Source organism: Halomonas sp. KM072 (assembly GCF_050710315.1).
Lineage (GTDB): Bacteria > Pseudomonadota > Gammaproteobacteria > Pseudomonadales > Halomonadaceae > Vreelandella > Vreelandella hamiltonii.
The window spans coordinates 1,748,526-1,767,672 of the sequence record NZ_CP136132.1 but is presented as its reverse complement, the minus strand read 5'-3'; the positions used below and the strand labels follow the sequence as shown (position 1 = coordinate 1,767,672).

20 protein-coding genes are annotated in these 19,147 nt (G+C 62.2%); 14 read left to right on the top strand and 6 right to left on the bottom strand.

The features are described 5' to 3' along the window. Window positions 1–148: 148 nt before the first annotated feature. The 3 genes from RVM26_RS08290 to RVM26_RS08280 all read right to left on the bottom strand — a co-directional run bounded on the left by RVM26_RS08290 (window position 149) and on the right by RVM26_RS08280 (window position 1,997). A complete protein-coding gene (locus tag RVM26_RS08290; RefSeq protein ID WP_498941628.1) occupies window positions 149–976 on the bottom strand; it encodes a helix-turn-helix domain-containing protein in 828 nt (275 codons plus the stop codon). A gap of 24 nt (window positions 977–1,000) precedes the next feature. Next, window positions 1,001–1,360 carry a hypothetical protein gene (locus RVM26_RS08285; protein WP_039179455.1) on the bottom strand — a complete coding sequence of 120 codons (360 nt, stop codon included), beginning with the start codon at window positions 1,358–1,360 and terminating at the stop codon, window positions 1,001–1,003. A gap of 229 nt (window positions 1,361–1,589) precedes the next feature. After that, entirely contained in the window at window positions 1,590–1,997 is a 408-nt protein-coding gene (locus tag RVM26_RS08280; RefSeq protein ID WP_081191941.1) for a CBS domain-containing protein, read from the bottom strand. Between the two features lie 150 nt (window positions 1,998–2,147). On the opposite strand from RVM26_RS08280, the gene RVM26_RS08275 reads away from it, so the two are divergent. The 9 genes from RVM26_RS08275 to RVM26_RS08235 all read left to right on the top strand — a co-directional run bounded on the left by RVM26_RS08275 (window position 2,148) and on the right by RVM26_RS08235 (window position 10,266). Next, entirely contained in the window at window positions 2,148–2,735 is a 588-nt protein-coding gene (locus RVM26_RS08275) for a YqaE/Pmp3 family membrane protein (RefSeq protein WP_498941627.1), read from the top strand. 79 nt (window positions 2,736–2,814) lie between these two features. Beyond that, window positions 2,815–3,684 (top strand): carboxylate/amino acid/amine transporter, encoded by an 870-nt coding sequence (locus tag RVM26_RS08270; protein WP_039179463.1) that lies wholly within the window; start codon window positions 2,815–2,817, stop codon window positions 3,682–3,684. Window positions 3,685–3,792: 108 nt separating this feature from the next. Beyond that, window positions 3,793–4,725 carry an NAD(+) kinase gene (locus RVM26_RS08265; protein ID WP_039179466.1) on the top strand — a complete coding sequence of 311 codons (933 nt, stop codon included), beginning with the start codon at window positions 3,793–3,795 and terminating at the stop codon, window positions 4,723–4,725. A 1-nt stretch (window position 4,726) separates the two neighbouring features. Then, on the top strand, window positions 4,727–5,713 hold the full coding sequence (locus RVM26_RS08260) for a metallophosphoesterase (protein ID WP_039179469.1): 987 nt from the start codon (window positions 4,727–4,729) through the stop codon (window positions 5,711–5,713). 686 nt (window positions 5,714–6,399) lie between these two features. Next, a complete protein-coding gene (gene ltrA, locus RVM26_RS08255) occupies window positions 6,400–7,599 on the top strand; it encodes a group II intron reverse transcriptase/maturase (protein ID WP_498941626.1) in 1,200 nt (399 codons plus the stop codon). A gap of 147 nt (window positions 7,600–7,746) precedes the next feature. Continuing rightward, complete coding sequence (locus RVM26_RS08250; protein WP_189463388.1) at window positions 7,747–8,598, top strand: rhomboid family intramembrane serine protease; 852 nt, start codon at window positions 7,747–7,749, stop codon at window positions 8,596–8,598. A gap of 25 nt (window positions 8,599–8,623) precedes the next feature. Then, on the top strand, window positions 8,624–8,908 hold the full coding sequence (locus RVM26_RS08245) for a YeaC family protein (protein ID WP_026001740.1): 285 nt from the start codon (window positions 8,624–8,626) through the stop codon (window positions 8,906–8,908). After that, window positions 8,892–9,758: a DUF2797 domain-containing protein gene (locus RVM26_RS08240; RefSeq protein ID WP_081135091.1), complete on the top strand. Its 867-nt coding sequence runs from the start codon at window positions 8,892–8,894 to the stop codon at window positions 9,756–9,758. Before RVM26_RS08245 ends, RVM26_RS08240 begins: the two co-directional genes overlap by 17 nt. Window positions 9,759–9,840: 82 nt before the next feature. After that, on the top strand, window positions 9,841–10,266 hold the full coding sequence (locus tag RVM26_RS08235) for a CopD family protein (protein WP_218313514.1): 426 nt from the start codon (window positions 9,841–9,843) through the stop codon (window positions 10,264–10,266). A gap of 21 nt (window positions 10,267–10,287) precedes the next feature. On the opposite strand, the gene RVM26_RS08230 is transcribed toward RVM26_RS08235, so the two are convergent. Continuing rightward, a complete protein-coding gene (locus tag RVM26_RS08230) occupies window positions 10,288–10,746 on the bottom strand; it encodes a DUF2231 domain-containing protein (protein WP_016914243.1) in 459 nt (152 codons plus the stop codon). Window positions 10,747–10,783: 37 nt separating this feature from the next. Between RVM26_RS08230 and coxB the strand changes: the two genes are divergently transcribed. From coxB to RVM26_RS08210, 4 genes are all read left to right on the top strand, one after another. Further along, on the top strand, window positions 10,784–11,845 hold the full coding sequence (coxB, locus tag RVM26_RS08225; RefSeq protein WP_081135089.1) for a cytochrome c oxidase subunit II: 1,062 nt from the start codon (window positions 10,784–10,786) through the stop codon (window positions 11,843–11,845). After that, window positions 11,842–14,367, top strand: a complete 2,526-nt coding sequence (ctaD, locus tag RVM26_RS08220) for a cytochrome c oxidase subunit I (protein ID WP_498941625.1) — start codon at window positions 11,842–11,844, stop codon at window positions 14,365–14,367. Before coxB ends, ctaD begins: the two co-directional genes overlap by 4 nt. 4 nt (window positions 14,368–14,371) lie before the next feature. Then, on the top strand, window positions 14,372–14,728 hold the full coding sequence (locus RVM26_RS08215) for a hypothetical protein (RefSeq protein ID WP_039179486.1): 357 nt from the start codon (window positions 14,372–14,374) through the stop codon (window positions 14,726–14,728). 79 nt (window positions 14,729–14,807) lie between these two features. Further along, window positions 14,808–17,033 carry a heavy metal translocating P-type ATPase gene (locus tag RVM26_RS08210; protein ID WP_498941718.1) on the top strand — a complete coding sequence of 742 codons (2,226 nt, stop codon included), beginning with the start codon at window positions 14,808–14,810 and terminating at the stop codon, window positions 17,031–17,033. Here the strand turns inward: RVM26_RS08210 and RVM26_RS08205 are convergent. Together RVM26_RS08205 and RVM26_RS08200 are read right to left on the bottom strand one after the other, a co-directional pair. Continuing rightward, window positions 16,951–17,247, bottom strand: coding sequence for a winged helix-turn-helix domain-containing protein (locus RVM26_RS08205; protein WP_081135084.1), 297 nt, complete (start codon window positions 17,245–17,247; stop codon window positions 16,951–16,953). The two genes, RVM26_RS08210 and RVM26_RS08205, sit on opposite strands and share 83 nt — an antisense overlap. Before the next feature lie 38 nt (window positions 17,248–17,285). After that, complete coding sequence (locus RVM26_RS08200; RefSeq protein ID WP_498941624.1) at window positions 17,286–18,365, bottom strand: radical SAM family protein; 1,080 nt, start codon at window positions 18,363–18,365, stop codon at window positions 17,286–17,288. A gap of 168 nt (window positions 18,366–18,533) precedes the next feature. Here RVM26_RS08200 and RVM26_RS08195 point away from each other — a divergent pair, with 168 nt between their 5' ends. Continuing rightward, window positions 18,534–19,103 (top strand): cysteine hydrolase family protein, encoded by a 570-nt coding sequence (locus RVM26_RS08195; protein WP_498941623.1) that lies wholly within the window; start codon window positions 18,534–18,536, stop codon window positions 19,101–19,103. The last annotated feature ends 44 nt before the right edge of the window (window positions 19,104–19,147 follow it).

Genomic DNA, 19,147 nt, shown 5'->3' with positions numbered 1-19,147 from the left:
ATGTCGTTTTCATGGCAAAACGTGTCAAATTCTCGGCAAGAAGTGCCTGGTTACGACTTTAGTAGAGCGGTTGGCGCCTTGCCAGCACCGCTATCAACGCTGCCGGGCCGTCATAGGGGAATGCCAGTCTGTGCCAGCCGAACCGAGCCTAGCGTGAGGGAGCAGCAGAGGCAGTGCTCGGCGTTCCATTGGTCGTGGGGAGGGTGGCGCTGGCAGTGCCCTGGCGCAACTGACGAGGCGACGCGCCGTAACTGCGTCGAAACGCATGAGAGAGCGCACTCTGGTTGGCAAAGCCGGTCTGGATGGCAATGTCGGTCAAAGGCAGGCGGCTTTGCAGAATCAGCTGCCGAGCGGCGTGCAGGCGCTGTCGACGCACGTATTGCCAAGGCGACAAGCCTGTTTGGGCACGGAAGCGTTCCGAGAAGTGGGCCTCGCTCAGGCAGGCCAGCTTGGCCAGGTCGGCAACGCGCAGCTCATCGGCCAGATGGCGGCGAATGAAACGGTCGATCTGGTGCAGGTCGATGCGCCGTTGGGCAGCGGATGGCTCTGCCCCCAGGCGGGCTTTCAACGACCCCAGCAGCGTCGCGGCCAGACGGTCCTGCTGAAAGGAGGTGGCCGAATTGTCGAATCCTCGGGCCAGCTCGCTTTCGACGAAGGTCAGGTAGTGGCGTAATGCGCTGTCCAGCGCAAAAAAACGCGGCGCATCGAACAGCGCCACCAGCTCGCGATGCTCTCCCGTCAGTGCGGGGGCGTCTTCCGGAAGGTCCAGAATCAGCTGGCGGTTATGGCCGCTGCCGGAGTAGTAATGCTCGTGATTGGCGGGGACGATACAGCCTGAAAACGCATTGACGCGTCCGCCCAATCCCTCGATCTCGAACTCGGACGAGCCGCACAGGGTAATGACGATCTGATGAAAGTCATGGGCGTGGTGGCGGGTAGCGCTCTCCAGCGGGATTTGGCGAATGGTGCTGGGCATGAAGGTCTCCTCGACGATGCAAGGCTAACGCTGGCGTAGCGCGGTATGGGCCGCCAGATGATCGCGCAGGGCCTGAAGCTCTTCCTGCCCGGTGGCGTTGAGCAGCGGTTTGCCTTGGGCGATCTGCCAACGTCTGCCGTGGCTATCCATCAAGTGCGAGGCGCGACGGCGTATGTTATCCAGATATTCGTCATGACGAATGGGGTAACCAATGATGGTGTTCCACTCGGTTTCGCTCACCTGACTGGCCAGGGCCTTGTCGAAAAGGGCGATCAGATCCTGAGGCTCGGTGCGGTAGCGCGGTGTGCTGGCGGTCATCAGCGCCAACAGCACGCCGCCAATCACCACGACGCAAACGCCAAAGACCAGTAAATAAAGTGCCATGTCACGCTCCCTGTGTCGCGGTGAGAGAGGAGTGGCTAGTATACGCGTCCCTTGGGGAAGACGAAAATTTTGACCTTTGTGCGAACTTTTCCTCTGGGCAGTGTCTGATAGTGTACAGGCAACATCGCGATGGCAGTCGCTAATAGTGTTGTTCTGGCTATTGTTTTCGATCCCTTGCTTCCGCTGCTTTTTCAAGCAGCGGTTTTTTTGCGATGAAGAAAATGTCGGCTCAATGACGTCGAATGGTCAACAGGGCGATCAGGATGTCGCGACGGGTGACGATGCCAACCAACCGCTGTTGTTCGACCACCGGATAGATCTTGGGCTTCTTGCCCAGCATCTCCTGAGCCAGGTCGGTGATGCTCTGATTGGGCGACGCGGTCAGCACATCCTGGCGCATCAGCTCTTTGACCAGTGGAGCTTCGTCGTCATGGTATATGCTGTCCAGTACGCGGCCAAGCACGTCCTGTTCGGAAATGAAGCCGATCAGCCGGTCGGCTGCATCGACGACCGGTGCGCCGGGCAGGCGGTGCAGCGCCAGGCCTTGCGCCAGGTTGGTGATGGACGTCTCCCCCGAGACGCGGTAGCAATCGCGGGACATGATATCGCGTACGGTATCCGGAATCTTGTTGTTCATGGGCAGTCTCCTCGAGCGTGACGCAGTGGCCGCCAGGCACGGCCAACTCTTTTACTGTAGGAGATTTAACTTGCCCTGCCTTGCCCCCATACTCCAGACATTCAACGGTTGACCATGGTCGAATCGTCAGCGACGTAGTCAGGAGCTTTTATGGACGCACGTGAATACCTCAACCGTAAGGGAGTCGGTCTGGAGCGAGAGCCGGAGCGCCCCAATACCCTGGAAGAGAAAGCCTGGGAGCGGGCGCGCGGCTCCGGTAACCAGCGCCCCAAGGCGGGTACGCCCCATGACTGGGAAGACTGGGAGCGTTTTCACGATGACCTAACCGAAGGCGTCGAGACCCTGGAGCAAAAAATCAACAAGGAAGCGCACCGCAAAGCGCTGGCCCGCGCTCAGGAGAAGGCCGAAGCGTCAGAGGCGAAGGCCCCGGCTACGCAGGCCACAAACACGCCAGCCCATGCCCCGGACCCGGTAGGGCACTATACGCCGCCAGCGGTGGCGCAGCCTGCGTCATTGAACGCATCGCAGGCATCACCTGGGCAGCCCGCCATGCAGGAACCGGCCGCTTTGCGCCTGGCCTATCGCGCGCTGGCCATATTGCTGCCGCCTTTGGCGGTGGGGCTGACCGATGGAGGCGGGCAGCGGGTGGCCACGGCGACGCTCTTGACCCTGCTGGGCTGGGTACCTGGGGTGATCTACGCCTGGCGCTGGCTTGGCAAACATCACGCTGAGCGCTGATTTCCTCGCCGTGGCCATTGGCAGCCAACGATAACTGCGTATAATCTCCGTCAACTTTTATGTTTTTCGGGGTTTACTGATGAGCTATCTGGTCGGTGTCACGGCGCTTTGGGCCTTCTCTTTCTCCTTGATTGGCGTCTACCTGGCGGGGCAGGTGGATAGCTACTTTGCCGTTCTGATCAGGGTGGCACTTGCTACATTGGTGTTCCTGCCGTTTCTACGGCCGGGCCTGCTGCAGGGTAAGCAGCGGCTGGCACTGATGGCGCTGGGCGCCATTCAGCTGGGCGTCATGTACACCTTCTTCTACCAATCCTTCCTGCTGCTGTCGGTGCCGGAAGTCCTGCTGTTCACCATTTTCACCCCCGTGTATATCGCCCTGCTGGATGACCTGATGTTCAAGCGATTCACGCCCATTTATCTGGTCACAGCGCTGCTGGCGGTGCTCGGGGCCGGGGTGATCCGCTACGACGGCATCGACAGCGGCTTCTGGCTGGGCTTTCTGGTCGTTCAAGGGGCCAACCTGTGCTTTGCGATTGGTCAGGTGGGCTATCGGCGTCTAGCGGCAGACCTGCCGCCCACCCTGGCCTGGCACAACGTGTTTGGCTGGTTCTTCATCGGCGCCATGCTGGTGGCGCTGCCGGCCTTCCTGCTGTTCGGCAACGTGTCAGCGCTACCCAGCACTCCGGTGCAGTGGGGCGTACTGGCGTGGTTGGGCCTGGTGGCTTCCGGGGTGGGCTACTTCGCCTGGAACCAGGGCGCCACCCGGGTGGATGCGGGCACCCTGGCCATCATGAACAACGCGCTGGTGCCTGCCGGGCTGGTGGTCAACCTGGTCATCTGGAACCGCGATGCAGACTTGGGCAAGCTGTTGCTGGGCGCGGCCATCATGGGGGCGTCTCTGTGGCTCAACCACTGGTGGCTGCAGCGCCGCAAGGTTGCCCTGGCCTGACCCAAGCTGCTGATTTTACGGCGTGGCAGGGGGCATCGCCACGCCGTCGGATTTGCCCGATACCTCGTGACTCCCCATAATGTGGGCTGATGCCAGCGAGAGTCGCCCATGTCTCATACCTCAACCTCACAAACCGCCGCCGGGCGCCAGCGTCCAGCCACGCCGCCGTTCAAGACCATTGGCCTGATTGGCCGCCTGGGCAGCGACAAGGTGCTGGACTCGCTCCAGCGCTTGGTGGATTACCTGGTTGGCCATGGCTACAAGGTGCTGATCGAGGACCGTACCGCCACCGCGCTGCCGCATCATGGCCAGCCGGAAGCCAGTCGTCGCATGCTGGGCGAGCTGTGCGATCTGGTCATCGTGGTGGGCGGCGACGGTAGCTTGCTGGGCGCCGCCCGCACCCTGTGCCGCAGTGGCACGCTGATTCTGGGCGTCAACCGCGGGCGGCTCGGCTTCCTGACCGATATCTCCCCCGACGAGCTGGAGCAGCGCGTGGGGGAGGTGCTGGCAGGCGAGTTCGAAATAGAAGAGCGCTTTCTGCTGGATGCCGTGCTGTACCGCAATGGCGTGGCGGTGGGTAACGGCGAAGCGCTCAACGAAGTCGTCGTGCACCCTGGCAAAGCGGTTCGCATGATCGAGTTCGAGCTGTTCATCGATGGCCAGTTCGTCTACAGCCAGCGCAGCGATGGCTTGATCGTCGCTACCCCGACTGGCTCGACGGCCTATGCGCTTTCCGGTGGGGGCCCCATCATGCACCCCAAGCTGGATGTGGTCACGCTGGTGCCCATGTTCCCGCATACCCTCTCCAGCCGACCGATCGTGATCGATGCCGCCAGCGAGATTCGTATACACATCGGCGAAACCAACCAGACCTACCCGCATATCAGTTGCGACGGGCAAACCCGCGCGGTGGCCAAACCCGACGATGTGCTGGTGATTACCCGCAAACCGGAGCGCGTTCAACTGGTACACCCCTTGGGGCATAACTTCTATGAAGTGCTGCGCAGCAAACTCGGTTGGAGCCATCGGCTAGGAGATTGACATGGAGGGGTACGATCTCATTGGTGATGTCCACGGCTGCGGTGCCACACTGGCCTCGCTGCTGGAGAAGCTTGGCTACCATCAGCGCAAGGGCGTGTATCGCCACCCGCGCCGCAAGGTGATCTTCCTGGGGGATCTGATCGATCGCGGCCCCCGCATTCGGCTGGCGGTGTCCATCGCGCGGCGCATGGTCGAGGAGGGCGAGGCGCATATCGTCATGGGCAATCATGAATACAACGCCCTGGCCTATATGCACCCGGCCCCGCCGGGCAGCGCCAAGCGCTGGCTGCGCGAGCATACGCCGCGCCATAATCGCATCATTCAGGATACCCTCGACCAGTATCGTGACCATACCAACGAGTGGGAAGATACCCTGGCCTGGTTCAAGACCATTCCGCTGTGCCTGGAACTGGACGGTATCCGGGTGGTGCACGCCTGTTGGGACGACGAGCTGATTCGCCAGCTTCGCCAGCGCTCCCCGTCTGCCCAACTGGACGACCGCTTTCTGGTGGAGTCCACCGACCCCTCGACCCAAGCGTTCCGAATTCTCGACCGCCTGACCCGTGGCCCGCACATTCGGCTACCGGAGGGCGTGGCCATCCACTCGGGCGACGGCTTTACCCGCCAGACCTTTCGCGCGCACTTCTGGTCGGCCAACCCGCAGCAGTGGGGCGATGTGGTATTCCAGCCGGATAACCTGCCGGGCGACCTGGAGACGCGGCCATTGACGCTGCAGGAGCGCGAGCGGCTCAGCTATTACGGCCCGGAGCAGCCGCCGCTGTTCATCGGCCACTACTGGTGCGAGGGCATTCCCGCCTTGCCCGCCGCCAATATCGCTTGCCTGGACTACAGTGCGGTAAAATTTGGTCGGCTGGTGGCCTATCGTTGGAGCGGTGAACGCCAGTTGAATGCCGATCATTTCGTCTGGATTCAAGTGCCTAGAGAAGAGCGGGCATTGCCCAAGCCCTGGGAGATCGATTTTGATTGACCCTTTTGAGCAATTATTACAATTGGTTACATATTTTTTGCAAAACTGCTGAACTAACCCTGCTGCCGGCTATCAGAGTAAGTGTTCCCTTGAATGATCCCTTGCTTTTATCCGGCGGCCCCCTCCGCCGGATTTTTTTGGTGCGCCCGGCACGGGCGCACTCCTGGAGGTGCAAGTCCTCCCGTGAGCTGGCCACAGCGAACGAAGCGAAGCGCAACTGCGGAAGGGCGACCGACCGTGGGGAGGAAGCGTGGAGCGTAAACCGTGAGCCGATGAACAAGAATCGGATACGAGGCACTGCCAAGCAGGGCGAGCGGGCCAAAAGTCGCGAAGCTCTTGTGGCCAAGGCGAGGCGGTGTAAATCCGGCGGTTGTGCGGTGAAGGAGTGTGTTCTTACCCGGGGAGATCTCGCCTCATGTCTGAAAGGGCGACGTGGCAACACGGAGCGAGAAGTCAGCAGAAGCCATAGTAGCTGCTTGGTCAGGGCGAAGGGCTGAACGAGAAGGAGCGTCAAACGCCTTGTCGATGAGCACTGTAACGCATCAGATGCCCGCGCCAGCGGGGGGGTCGCGGAACGGGAAGGTGAAGCCTTACCGAATGCGATCAGCGATGAAACAGGGCTCCCGCGGCGAGAACCGGAGGGCGCAGGGCGAAGCCTGCTTGAGCAGGCGTTCGCACGAGAGAATATGCAGCGGGCATGGAAGCGCGTGAAGGCCAACAAGGGATCGGCAGGTGTGGACGGGCTGGATATTGCCCAGACCGCCGAACACCTGCGATGGGTGTGGCCGGAGCTTCGCCAGCAACTGCTGAGCGGCTCCTACCAACCACAACCCGTTCGTCGGGTAGGCATCCCGAAACCGGACGGCAGTGAGCGGGAACTGGGTATCCCCACCGTCACCGACCGTCTGATTCAACAGGCACTGCTGCAAGTGCTGCAACCTCTGATTGATCCCACCTTCAGCGAGCACAGCCACGGCTTCCGCCCGGGCCGCCGGGCCCACGATGCGGTGCTGGCTGCGCAACGCTACGCCCAACAGGGCCGCCATATCGTAGTGGACGTTGACCTGTCGAAGTTCTTCGACCGGGTTAACCACGACATCCTGATCGACCGCCTGAAGAAACGCATAAACGACCCCGGAGTCATCCGGCTGGTGCGTGCGTATCTCAACGCGGGCATCATGGATGGTGGCGTGGTCATGGATCGGCATGAGGGCACGCCGCAAGGCGGGCCGTTGTCGCCGTTACTGGCCAACGTTCTGCTGGACGAGGTGGATAAAGAGCTGGAACGTCGGGGGCACTGCTTCGCCCGTTACGCTGATGACTGCAACGTTTACGTTCGCAGTGAGAAGGCGGGAGAACGGGTGATGCGCCTGCTACGCCGGTGTTACAACAAACTGCGCTTGGTGATCAACGAATCCAAAAGTGCAGTCGCCAGCGTGTTCGGTCGCCAGTTCCTCGGCTACGCCCTGTGGCAAGGGAGGGGTGGAGACGTTCGACGGGCGGTATCCGCCAAGGCGTTACAGGCGTTCAAGCTCCGGATCAGGCAACTGACCCGGGGGGCAGATGGTCGCAGCATGGCCCAGGTGGTGGAGAAGCTCCGCAGTTACCTGCTCGGCTGGAAAGGGTACTTCAGGCTGGCACAAACGCCACGCATCTGGCGATCACTGGATGAGTGGATACGTCGCCGCCTGAGAATGCTCCACCTCCGGCACTGGCGACGGGGCAAGACGATCTACCGGGAGCTGACCCGCTTAGGCGCGAGTTCCTGGGTTGCGGAATCCGTGGCGGCGCTGAGTCGTCGCTGGTGGCATAACAGTCGCTCTGCCATCCATAATGTGCTGACCATTGCCTACTTCGATCGGTTGGGAGTGCCGAGACTCTCGTGAAACCTCAACTTCTCGAACCGCCCGGTGCGGACCCGCATGCCGGGTGGTGTGGGAGGGGCGGAACCTATGGGTTCCCCCCTATCCCGATCGTATCCGATGGCAAACGTGCGCGTAAGCGTCATGACCACTGGTTAAAAGGAAGATGTCATGCACCCCGTCATGCTCTTGCCCCCCGATGCAGACACTCAAGCGCTGCGCAAGGCCCTATGGCATTACCGGATAGGCCATCGCATCACCGATGAAGAAGACGGCCAGCTCCTCTGGGTGGCTGACCCGCGCCAATACGATGAGCTCCGTGCCCTGGTGGCTCGCTGGGAGCGAGGCGACGAGCTGATCAGCGACGCTGCGCCACCCAAGCGCTCGCTGCCCACCCAAGGGCTGGTCGCGACTCTGCGACAAGTACCGGTGACGGCGCTGATGATTCTGATCAGTCTGGCCGTATTTGCATTGACCGGGATCTGGGGCGACCTGTTGATCGTCTCTTTGACCATCGTGCCGGTGGGTGTCTCTGGGGGGCAACTGGTCTACGGTTCGCTGCCCGATACCTTGCTCAGTGGTCAGGTGTGGCGCCTGCTGTCACCGGCTTTTCTCCACTTTGGCTGGATGCACCTGATCTTCAATCTGATGTGGGTGTGGTATTTCGGCCAGCAGATCGAACGGCGCCAGGGCAGCAAAACGATGCTGCTATTGCTGTTGCTGGCGGGCATCGGTGCCAACCTTGCCCAGTACATGACCGGCACGGTGCTGTTTGGTGGCATGTCCGGGGTCGTCTATGCGCTTTTGGCGCATGTGTGGCTGATGTCCCGGCGTGCCCCAGGCAGCGGTTTTTTCGTGCCGCAAATGCTGGTGGTCTTCATGCTGGGCTGGATGGTCTTTACCATGACTGGCATTGCAGGCACCGTGGGCTTTGGCAACGTTGCCAACGAGGCGCATTTGGGTGGCCTGCTCGTGGGGCTGGCAACCGGCTGGTATTATTCTTCCCGCTTCAAAAAGCTTTGAGCAACCCGCAAAAGAGGTGCTGACCGTGAGTGACATGACGTTCGACAAGATGATTCATCAAATGACGCCCACCATCTATGAAAGCCTCAAGCAGGCGGTTGCTCTGCGCAAGTGGCCGGATGGACGTCGCCTGACCGCCGAGCAGACCGAGCTCTGCCTGGAGGCGGTGATGCGCTATGAAATGGAAAACAACGTGCCCGAAGCCAATCGGGTGGGTTACCTGGAGCGCCGCACCTGTGGGGCGGGTGCCACGGGGGCGGGCGTCAGCCCGGAAATGGCAGGCCTGGCTCGGGATGCCACCCGTGACTGATGATTTGTTTGCCACTGACGCTACGCCGGTGCAGGGGTGTCTGCAGAAAATGGCGGCCAGTGTGCCGAGCCGCAAGGATGCCGAGGTGGTGTACCACCTGCGTGCCGGGGAGCATCGGGTTGGCCTGAACGAGCGGGTAGGGTCGTTCATACGCTTGCACTGGAGCGGGGCCATTGCCTGCACTCACTGCGGGCGCGCCACCAACAAGAGCTTTGCTCAGGGGTATTGCTACCCGTGTTTCAAGCGCTTGGCCCAGTGCGATACCTGCATCATGAAGCCGGAAACCTGCCACTACTACCAGGGCACCTGCCGCGAACCCGAGTGGGGCGAAGCCCACTGTTTCCAGCCCCATATCGTTTATCTTGCCAACTCCTCGGGGCTGAAGGTGGGCATCACCCGCAAAACCCAGATGCCCACCCGCTGGCTGGATCAGGGGGCAATTCAGGCGCTGCCTATTCTGGAGGTCAATACGCGGCAGCAGTCCGGCATGGTCGAAATGCTGTTCAAGGAGCAGGTCGCCGACCGCACCAACTGGCGGGCCATGCTGAAAGGCGAGGTGGCCACGCTGGACCTGTGTGCAGAGCGAGACCGTCTGTTGAGCGTATTGGCCGATGGGCTGGCGCAACTGCGCCAGGTGCACGGTGAGGATGCCATTCGTGAACTGGATGAAACGCCTTACCACTTCCACTACCCGGTGGAGGCTTTTCCACGCAAGGTGGTGTCGCACAATTTCGATAAGCAGCCACAGGTAGAGGGTGTCTTGCAGGGCGTGAAAGGGCAGTACCTGATACTCGATACCGGCGTGATAAATCTTCGTAAATTCACGGGTTACGAGATTATCGTTAGCTAAACGCCTAGCCAGAGTGGCCAGTGTTGTCTAAGGTTAACGGAGTTATTTCTCCCCCTGCCCAATGCAACGCAAGGAAGCCGCAATGCCCTGGCTAAAATTGCTTCACATTGCCGCACTGGTTATCTGGTGCGGTTCGCTGCTTTACTTACCTGCGCTGCTGAGTCACGCCCTTCAGCTGCGCAAGGACGCTGGCTTTGCGCAGGGCTCACCGCCCATGCCGCGCTACTTCTACAACTCCGTTGCCACCCCTGCCGCGCTGCTGGCCATTGCGTCGGGCACGCTGCTGTTCCTGCTTCACGGGTTAGTGGGGGGGTGGCTGATCTTCAAGCTGGCCGCGGTGGTGGTCATGGTGGCCGCCCACGGCTGTTTTGGCTGGCTGATTCTACGCCTGGAAATGGGCATCTATCGCGGTGTGAAACCCGCCAACCTGCTGGCACTGCTGCTGGCAGTGGCGGGTATTCTGGCCGTACTGGGCTTCGTGCTGGCCAAACCACTTGATTGGAGTTAGCCGATGCCCATGAGCAGGTGGTCAGTCGACATCCACGCCCACGGCGTGTTCATAAACCAGTTGGCCGCCCAGCCAGCCGGCCAGCGCAATCAGCCCTCCGGTCAGCAGCGATACCGCCAGCCCCCAGGGCAGGATCGCGTCGGGCTCGTTGAAGCGCAGCAGCCAGTTGAACGACGCCAGCGAGAGCATCACTACCGCCACGATGGCGTGGCTCCAGCCGGTAATCAGACGCCGAATGCGCGACACCGTGACCAGATCGATGATACCGGCTATCGAGGCGACCCAGCCGCCAAAGGCACCGACGCCCGCCAGCCACAGGCCGCTGCGCATCCAGAAGGGGTCTTCGGTATACCAGTAGGCCAGGTCGCTTGCCACCAGGGCCATCAGGGCAGCAACGGGGAAGTGAATCATTACGGGGTGCAGCGGGTGGCCAGCCAAAGAGGCGCGGCTTTTGATCGAACGTTGGGGAGTTGGCGCCATGGTCACTTCCTGTGGGCAGACTAAAGGGAAACAGCATATGAGGGAACGCAACAGCAATATAGCCTCGCCCAACATTCAACGCGTTACGGGTCGGCGGGTCAACCGGATAGCCATTTTGGCGGTTCTCGGGCTGGCCCTGTTGACCGCAGGCTGTGCGGGCGATAAGTCCATTCTAGACCCCGCTGGGCAGGCTGCACGAGATGTTGCCCTGATTTGGTGGATCATGTTGGCTTTCAGCACCGTGGTGCTGGCGGTACTCACGGGGCTGTGGCTGTTTGCCTTCAAGCCCAGGGACGTCACCCGCACACCTGCCCAGGAGCGCAAGGTGGCCCGCCACTGGATTCTGGGCGGCGGCATCCTGTTGCCCGTGGCCAGCATCGTGGCGCTGCTCGCTTTTGGCGTGCCCGCCGGTCAGCGCATGCTGGCCATTGGCGAACCCGGCGAGGTGATCGAAGTCATCGGCCACCAGTGGTGGTTCGAAGTGCGCTACCCCAATGCCGAAGGCGGCGAGGTGGTCACGGCCAACCATCTGGTGATGCCGGTCGGCGAGCCGGTGGACTTCCACGTGACCGGCGCCGACGTCATCCATGGCTTCTGGATTCCGCGCCTGGGCGGCAAGGTCGACATGATTCCCGGCCGGGAAAACCGCATTCGCCTGCAAGCAGACATTCCTGCCGTCTTCGGTGCCCAGTGCGCCGAGCTGTGTGGCATCGGGCATGCCCACATGCACTTGTTCGTCGAAGCCCTGCCCCGAGAAGAGTACGACGCCTGGCTGGCCGAGCGTCAGCAGGATGCGCTGGCAGCAGCGGCCACGGCCAATGCCGCCGATGACGAGGCGCGCAGCGCGTTCATGACTCACTGTGCCAGCTGCCATACGGTGGCCGGGGTCAGTGGTGGCACGCTGGGGCCCGACCTCTCCGACGTGGGCAGCCGAGCGACGCTGGGCGCTGGCGTGATGGCCATGGACGATGGCGCCATCAGCCAATGGCTGCAGCATCATCAGACGCTGAAGCCCGGTAACCTGATGCCGTCCCACGCTGATATCGACACGGACACCCTGGACAGCCTGGGTGCTTGGTTGGAGACCTTGAACCCATGAGTAGCGTTAGTCAAAAAGCCGTTGAGCAGGACCCGAAGCAGCTCCACGAAGATCTGCACGATATCTGGGGCAACCCCAAGGGGCTGAAGGCACTGACCATCGTCAACCATACGACGCTGGGCCTGCGCTTCATGATCACCGGGATGGTGTTTTTCCTGATCGGCGGCATCCTGGCCATGCTGGTGCGTACCCAGCTGGCCATGCCCGATCAGGATTTCATGTCGCCGGATATCTACAATCAGGTCACGACCATGCACGGCACGGTCATGATGTTCCTGTTTGCCATCCCCATGCTGGAGGGCTTGGCGATCTACATGATCCCCAAGATGATCGGCGCGCGGGACCTGGTGTGCCCCCGGCTGACCTCGCTGGGCTACTGGTGCTACCTGTTCGGCGGCATCATTCTGACCTCCAGCCTGATTCTGGAAATCGCTCCTTCCAGCGGCTGGTTCATGTATACCCCGCTCAGCAGCAGCGAGTTTTCCCCTGACCTCGGCCCTGATTTCTGGCTGTTGGGGATTACCTTCGTGGAAATCTCGGCGCTTTCTGCCGGGGTGGAAATCGTCGTCTCCATCTTGCGCACCCGCACCCAGGGCATGGCGCTGCATAAAATGCCGCTGTTTGCCTGGTACATCCTCGCCATGGCGCTGATGATCGTGGTGGGCTTTCCGCCGCTGATTCTGGCCAGTGTCATGCTGGAACTGGAGCGCGCCGTCGGCATGCCGTTTTTCGAGGTGGCCAGTGGTGGCGATCCGATTCTGTGGCAACACCTGTTCTGGCTGTTCGGGCACCCTGAGGTCTACATCATCTTCCTGCCGGCGGCGGGGATCATCTCGACGCTGATTCCGGTCTTCGCCGGCAGGCCCATCGTCGGCTACGGCTGGGTGGTCTTTGCCATTATTGTCACGGGGTTCATCAGCTTCGGCCTGTGGGTTCACCACATGTTCACCGTGGGCATTCCCCAGCTGGCGCAGGCCTTCTTCTCGGCGGCCAGTATGCTGGTGGCAGTGCCCACGGCCATTCAGGTGTTCGTGTGGCTGGCCACGCTATGGCTGGGCAAGCCCAAAATGAAGCTGCCCATGCTGTGGGTGCTGGGCTTTTTGATCATCTTTGTCTGCGGTGGCTTGACCGGCGTCATGCTGGCGCTGGTGCCGTTCAACTGGCAGGTGCACGATACCCACTTCGTGGTGGCGCACATGCACTACGTGCTGGTGGGGGGCATGTTCTTCCCGCTGATTGCCGGGCTCTACTACTGGCTGCCGCTGTTTTCCGGACGCATGCCCTCTGAGAACCTGGGTCGCTGGGGTTTCTGGCTGACGTTCCTGGGCTTCAACGGCACCTTCCTGATCATGCACTGGACCGGGCTGCTGGGGATGCCGCGCCGGGTCTACACTTACGATACCGGCATGGGCTGGGATATCTTTAACCTGCTTTCGTCGGTCAGCAGCTTTGTCATGTCTGCCGGTATTGCCATGGTGCTGCTGGATATTGCGCTGCACTTCCGCTTTGGCAAACCCGCCAAGCAGAACCCCTGGAACGCCGATACGCTGGAGTGGGCCAACACCATGCCGCCCAGTGCCTACAACTTCGTCAGCCTGCCCAAGATCGAAACCCGTCACCCCCTGTGGGATGACCCCAACCTGCCTGTCACCATGGCAGAAGGGAAGCACTCGCTGGCGGTGGCCACCCACGGGCGGCGTGAGATGTGGGGCACTGATCCCATCTCCGGCAAGGTGCGTGAAATCATTCACCTGCCGGGTAACTCCTGGTGGCCGCTGTTTGCTGCCATGGCGCTGGCGGTGGTGTGTATCAGCCTGCTGGTGCGGGTCTATGCGCTGGCCGGTGTCTTCGTGCTGATTGCCGGGGTGTTCCTGCTGCGCTGGTCCTGGGAAAACGGCGCGCACCCCAAGGCCTCGCCGGATGCCGATGTGTCACCCGGTGACCCGCCGCTGCACTCTCGCACCATGGATGGCCCGGGTGTGTGGGCCATGGGCACCTTCCTGATTGCCAACGGCTCGTTCTTCCTCTCGTACCTGTTTGGCTGGTTCTATCTGTGGACCGTCTCCCCGGAGTGGAGCATGCCCGACACGTCGCCACTGTCGTTGGTGGGGCTGGTGGTAGCGGCTCTGGCCATGACGGCGGGCTACATCGTGATGGTCAAAATGATTCGCGGGCTGCGCCGCCAGCAGGATGCCGGGCTTGCCAGCGGCTTCTATCTGGCCGGTACGCTGGGGGCTGTGCAGGTGGCCGTGACCACCTGGGTGATGCTGGCCGCCGATTTGGCTCCCACCGAGACCACCCACGATGCCGTGCTGCTGTTGGGCCTGATTTATGCCCTGTTCCACGGCGGGCTGGCGGTCGTGCTGACGGTCATGCAGGCGCTGCGGGTGCGCTACGGCTACGTGGGGGCCCACGCGCCGTTCGAACCTGCCGTGGTGGTACAGCTGTGGCGCTACAACGCCGTGGTGTTCTGGATCCTGGTGGGCTCGCTCGCTGTGTTGCCCCGCGTCATTGGAGGTTGAGGCCATGTCACCTTTACTCGAGCGCTTGAGGTTGACGCATCCCATCCACTTCGTGGTGGGCCTGACCGTATGGTGCATCTGGTTCATCGCCGTTTATGGAGGCCACGCCGTGGCCTGCGAGGTGGCGGCCCCTGCCACGGAGCGAGGCGTGTTCACGCTGCTCAATGGCTGGATGCTGCTGCTGAGTCTCGTCACGACCGCGCTGCTGGCGGCGCTTACCTGGTGGTGCTGGCAAGCAGGTCAGCACCACCAGGGGCGTGCTCGGTTCAATGCCGTGGTCTCGGCGGGGCTGTATCTGTTCTCGGCGCTTAGCGTGGTGTTCGTGGCGCTGCCGATCATAGGCATTCCGCCTTGCGTGTAACGTGGCCTTGAGCGACGCATCGGCCACGCAGGCGGCCCAACCCGACAGCCTGGAAGCCCCGCTGTATACGCTGCACGGCATGTGGTGCACCAGCTGTGCGCTGGCGGTGGAAGGAGCGCTCAAACAGCAGCCGGGCGTGCTCGACGCCAGCGTTCATTACCCTACCGCCACCGTGTGGGTGAAGGGTGAGCCCGATGCCACGACGCTGGACGCACTGGCGCCCAACGTGGCGCGGCTGGGCTATCGGCTGGCACCGCTGGAAGACCTGCAGGACGCCCATGCCCGGCTGGAGCAGGAAAGCCGTTACTTGACCCTGCGCTTGATCGTCGGCTCGGTATTTGGCATGTGGACCATGCTGGCCTCGCTGCTGATCTACGCTGGGGCCATGCCCACGGCCGCGCTGGAGAGCGTACTGGCCTGGGTGTCGGGTGCCTTTGCGATTCCCGTGGTGAGCTATGCCGGGCTGCCTTTTTACCGGGCGGGCTGGCGCACACTGCGGGCAAGGCGGCCCGGTATGGACGTGCTGGTGAGCCTGGGCGTGCTGGGCGCCGTAGTGGTATCGCTGGGCCTTCTGTGGCGTGGCTCGGTAGAGGTCTATTTCGATACGGCGGTGATGCTGATCGTCCTGCTATTGGTGGGGCGACTGGTCGAAACGCTGTGTCGTCAGCGGGGCTTGAAAGCCTTCGATGCGCTGGCGCTGCCCGATACGTCGGTGCAGGTGCTGCATCAAGGGCAGGTTCAGGAAACCGCCATCGAGGAGGTCACGCTGGGCCAACGCATTGCCGTTGCCCCAGGCGACGTGGTGCCGCTGGATGGCACCCTGGAGACCGACGGCTGGCTGGACACCGCCACGCTGTCCGGTGAAAGCCAGCCGCGCTTCGTGGGTGCCGGGCAGCCAGTGTATGCAGGCTGTCGTTTTATGGGCCGTGGTGGGCAGGGCGGCTCGCTGGAACTGACCGTGACCGCCACGGCGGGCCAGCGGCGAATGGACAAACTGTGTGACCAGATGCGTCGCTTTCAAACGCAAAAAGGCGAGCTGCACACCCTGGCCGAGCGGTTTGCCGCCTGGCTGAGCCCCGCCGCGCTGGTGTTGGCGGCAGTGACTCTGCCCATTGCCTGGCTGATGGGCGTGGGGTGGGATGAAGCGAGCGTGCGCGCGCTCTCGGTGCTGGTGGTGGCCTGCCCCTGCGCCGTGGGCTTGGCCGTGCCGCTGGCAAGCCTGGCGGGCAGCAGCCAGGCCACCCAGCAGGGTATTGCCCTGCGCGACCCTGCCGCGCTGGAAGTGTTGGCCAAGGTGCGCTCGGTGGCGTTCGACAAGACCGGCACTTTGACCCAGGGGCAGCATCGCGTACTGCACGCGATGCTGCGCGAGGGGGAAGAAGCGGAATTATTCCGCCAACAGTTGGCCGTGGCAGTCAGGCAGAGTGAACATCCGCTGGCGAACGGACTGCGCCACTGGGCAAGCGGCACTTCTCGGGATCAGGTGGAGGTTCATGAAACGCCGGGGGCCGGGCAAACCATCACCTTCGCCGATGGCCATACCTGGTGGCTGGGCAGTACCGCGTGGCTGGCCCAGCAGGGCAAGGAGATCCCCGCCGATGCAAAGCACCCGGCATATGGCTTTGCATCCGAGGTGCTGGTGGCGGATGAGCAAGGATGGCTGGCCACCCTGTACCTGGCCGACCAGCCCGTGCCGGATGCCCAGATCACGCTTGCCCAGTTACAGGATGCCGGTTACGTGTTGGCGCTGATCAGCGGAGATCGCCAAGGCCCGGTGCAGTGGCTGGGCCAGCGCGTTGGGCTACCGCGGGAAGCGTGCTATGCCCAGCGCTCCCCGGAGGCAAAGGCACGCCTGCTGGAGGCGCTGCCATCACCCACGCTGTACGTGGGAGATGGGGTCAACGACACGCTGAGCCTGGCAGCAGCAGCGGTGGGCGTGGCCCCGCTGCACGCCAGCGACGCTGCCCGGGAAGGGGCCGCTGCGCAACTGCTGTATCCTGGTATTGCGGGGGTCGCCAGGCTGTTGAGGGTTGCCCAGCGAACGCGTCGCATCATGGTCCAGAACCTGCTGTTATCGGCGCTCTATAACACTCTGGCGCTGGGGTTGGTGGTCACCATGGCCATTCCCCCGCTGGTCGCCGTGCTGGCCATGGCCGCCAGTTCCCTCAGCGTCACACTCAACGCCGCGAGGCTGACCTGGGCCGAGCCCGATGCGCTTGGGCCTACTCACGGTAGCCCAACGCCTCACCCAGCCGCTGAGCATGTTGCGCCACCCAGCGCGGATCGATCGCGCCCCACTGCTTGATGACGTAGTGGCCGATGTTATGGCGCTCGCCGTCGCCTTTTTCGAACACGCACTCGATGTCCAGTTCGCTCAGCGAGGCAATGGTATCCTGAGCCGTGCGCCTGGGCATGCCGGTGGCTTCCATCAGCGCAGGCACGCTGGAAATACCTTGTTCGATCAAGTGGGCCACGTATAGGCGGCGGTAAAAGCTGGATTTTGTTTTACTGAGCGACATAGCGAGGGCGTCTTCTTGGTGATGTGTACTCCAGCAGTCTAATCAAATAAATCCCCCTGCGCCCGCGGTGGCCGAAAGTCGCGGGTGTTCAAGCCCTGCTCGGTGCGCGATTGCATGTTCCATTGACGGCTGGCGCGCTGGAAACGCTGGGCGATCAGGTCGGCAAAGACCCCTTCCCCACGAAAGCGCTTACCAAACCGTGCATCGTAGTTCTGGCCGCCGCGGCATTGGCGCATCAAGCTCATGACCTTGGCGGCGCGTTCCGGGTAATGGGCGTTCAGCCAGGCTTCGAACAGGGGGGCGACTTCATGGGGCAGTCGCAACAGCATCCAGGTCGCGGTTCGTGCCCCCGCCCGGCTGGCCGCTTCGAGGATGCGCTCGATTTCATGGTCGGTGAGGCCCGGGATGATCGGTGACACCAGCGTGCCTACCGGTATGCCTGCCGTGTTCAGCTCGCGAATGGCTCTCAAGCGTGCCTGGGGCGATGCCGCCCGAGGCTCCAGCGTACGCTTGAGGTTGGCGTCCAGGCTGGTCAGGCTGACGAACACCCTCACCAAGCGGTGCTCCGCCATTTCCGCCAGCAGGTCCAGGTCACGCAGGATCAGCGTGCTCTTGGTTACCAGAGTGACCGGGTGGCGACAGGCCAGCAGCAGCTCCAGCAGGCGCCGGGTCGTCTGGTATGTGGCTTCCAGCGGCTGGTAGCAGTCGGTGTTGCCAGACAGGTTGATGGGGCGGCAGACATACTGCGGATGGCAAAGCTCCTCTTTCAGATGCTCGACCAGGCCGCTGCGGGCGATCAGTCGGGTTTCAAAATCCAGCCCCGGCGACAGGTCCCAATAGGCGTGGGAAGGGCGGGCATAGCAATACACGCAGCCATGTTCGCAGCCACGATAAGGGTTCAGGGAGCGGTCAAAGGGCAGATCGGGTGAGCGGTTCCAGGAGAGCGCGCTTTTGCTGGGCTCTTCGCGCACTTCGGTAGCCAGCGATGGGCGAGCTTCCTCTTGCCACCAGCCATCGTCCTCCATGACGCTGCGGGTCGGTGAAAAACGGTTATGGGGGTCGTAAGTGGCACCGCGACCTTTATGCACGGCGGATCGGGGAAGGTTATGGGCCGTCATCAGGAGCCTCGCGCTGAGCTACCTAAGGTATGTGTATCCATACAGTATAGGGTGTTTGTCGTGCTCTGCAAGCAAGGGGCAGCGGTAGGCCATCAACTGCTCGATGCCGTTGGGAAACGCCGTGGGGCGACGTAAACTGGCTGCAACTGTCCATTTGAGAGAGTCACCATGAAACACCATGAAGCCAGCCCAGCAGTGGCGTTGATGATTATCGACATGCAGCAGGGCATGGCGACGCCTGACGCGGGGGCACGCAATAATCCGCAGGCAGAGGCCAATATTCAGCGCCTATTGATGGCCTGGCGGCAAGCTGCCGGGGTGGTCGTACATGTGCGACATATCTCGCGCTCACCTGACTCACCGTTTTGGCCCGGGCAGAGCGGCGTCCTGTTTCAGCCAGCGCTAGCGCCTTTGCCCTCCGAGCATGTGGTCGAGAAGAACGTGCCGGACGCGTTCGTTCACTCAGGCCTGGAGCGCTGGTTGCACGTTCGGGGCATCCGTGATCTCGTGGTGGTTGGGGTGAGCACCAGCAACTCGGTGGAAGCCACGGCGCGCACCGCAGGCAATCTCGGTTTCGATACCTGGGTCGTGAGCGACGCGACGTTTACGTTTGCCAAGTGCGATTACGCGGGCACGGAGCGTACCGCCGATGAGGTGCACGCCATGTCGCTGGCCAATCTGGCGGGGGGGTATGCGACGGTTGTGAGCACTGAAGAGGCGTTGGCAATAATTTATTAGTAGTGGTTGGATGAATATTCCCTGTAATGAGCCAACCTAACTGG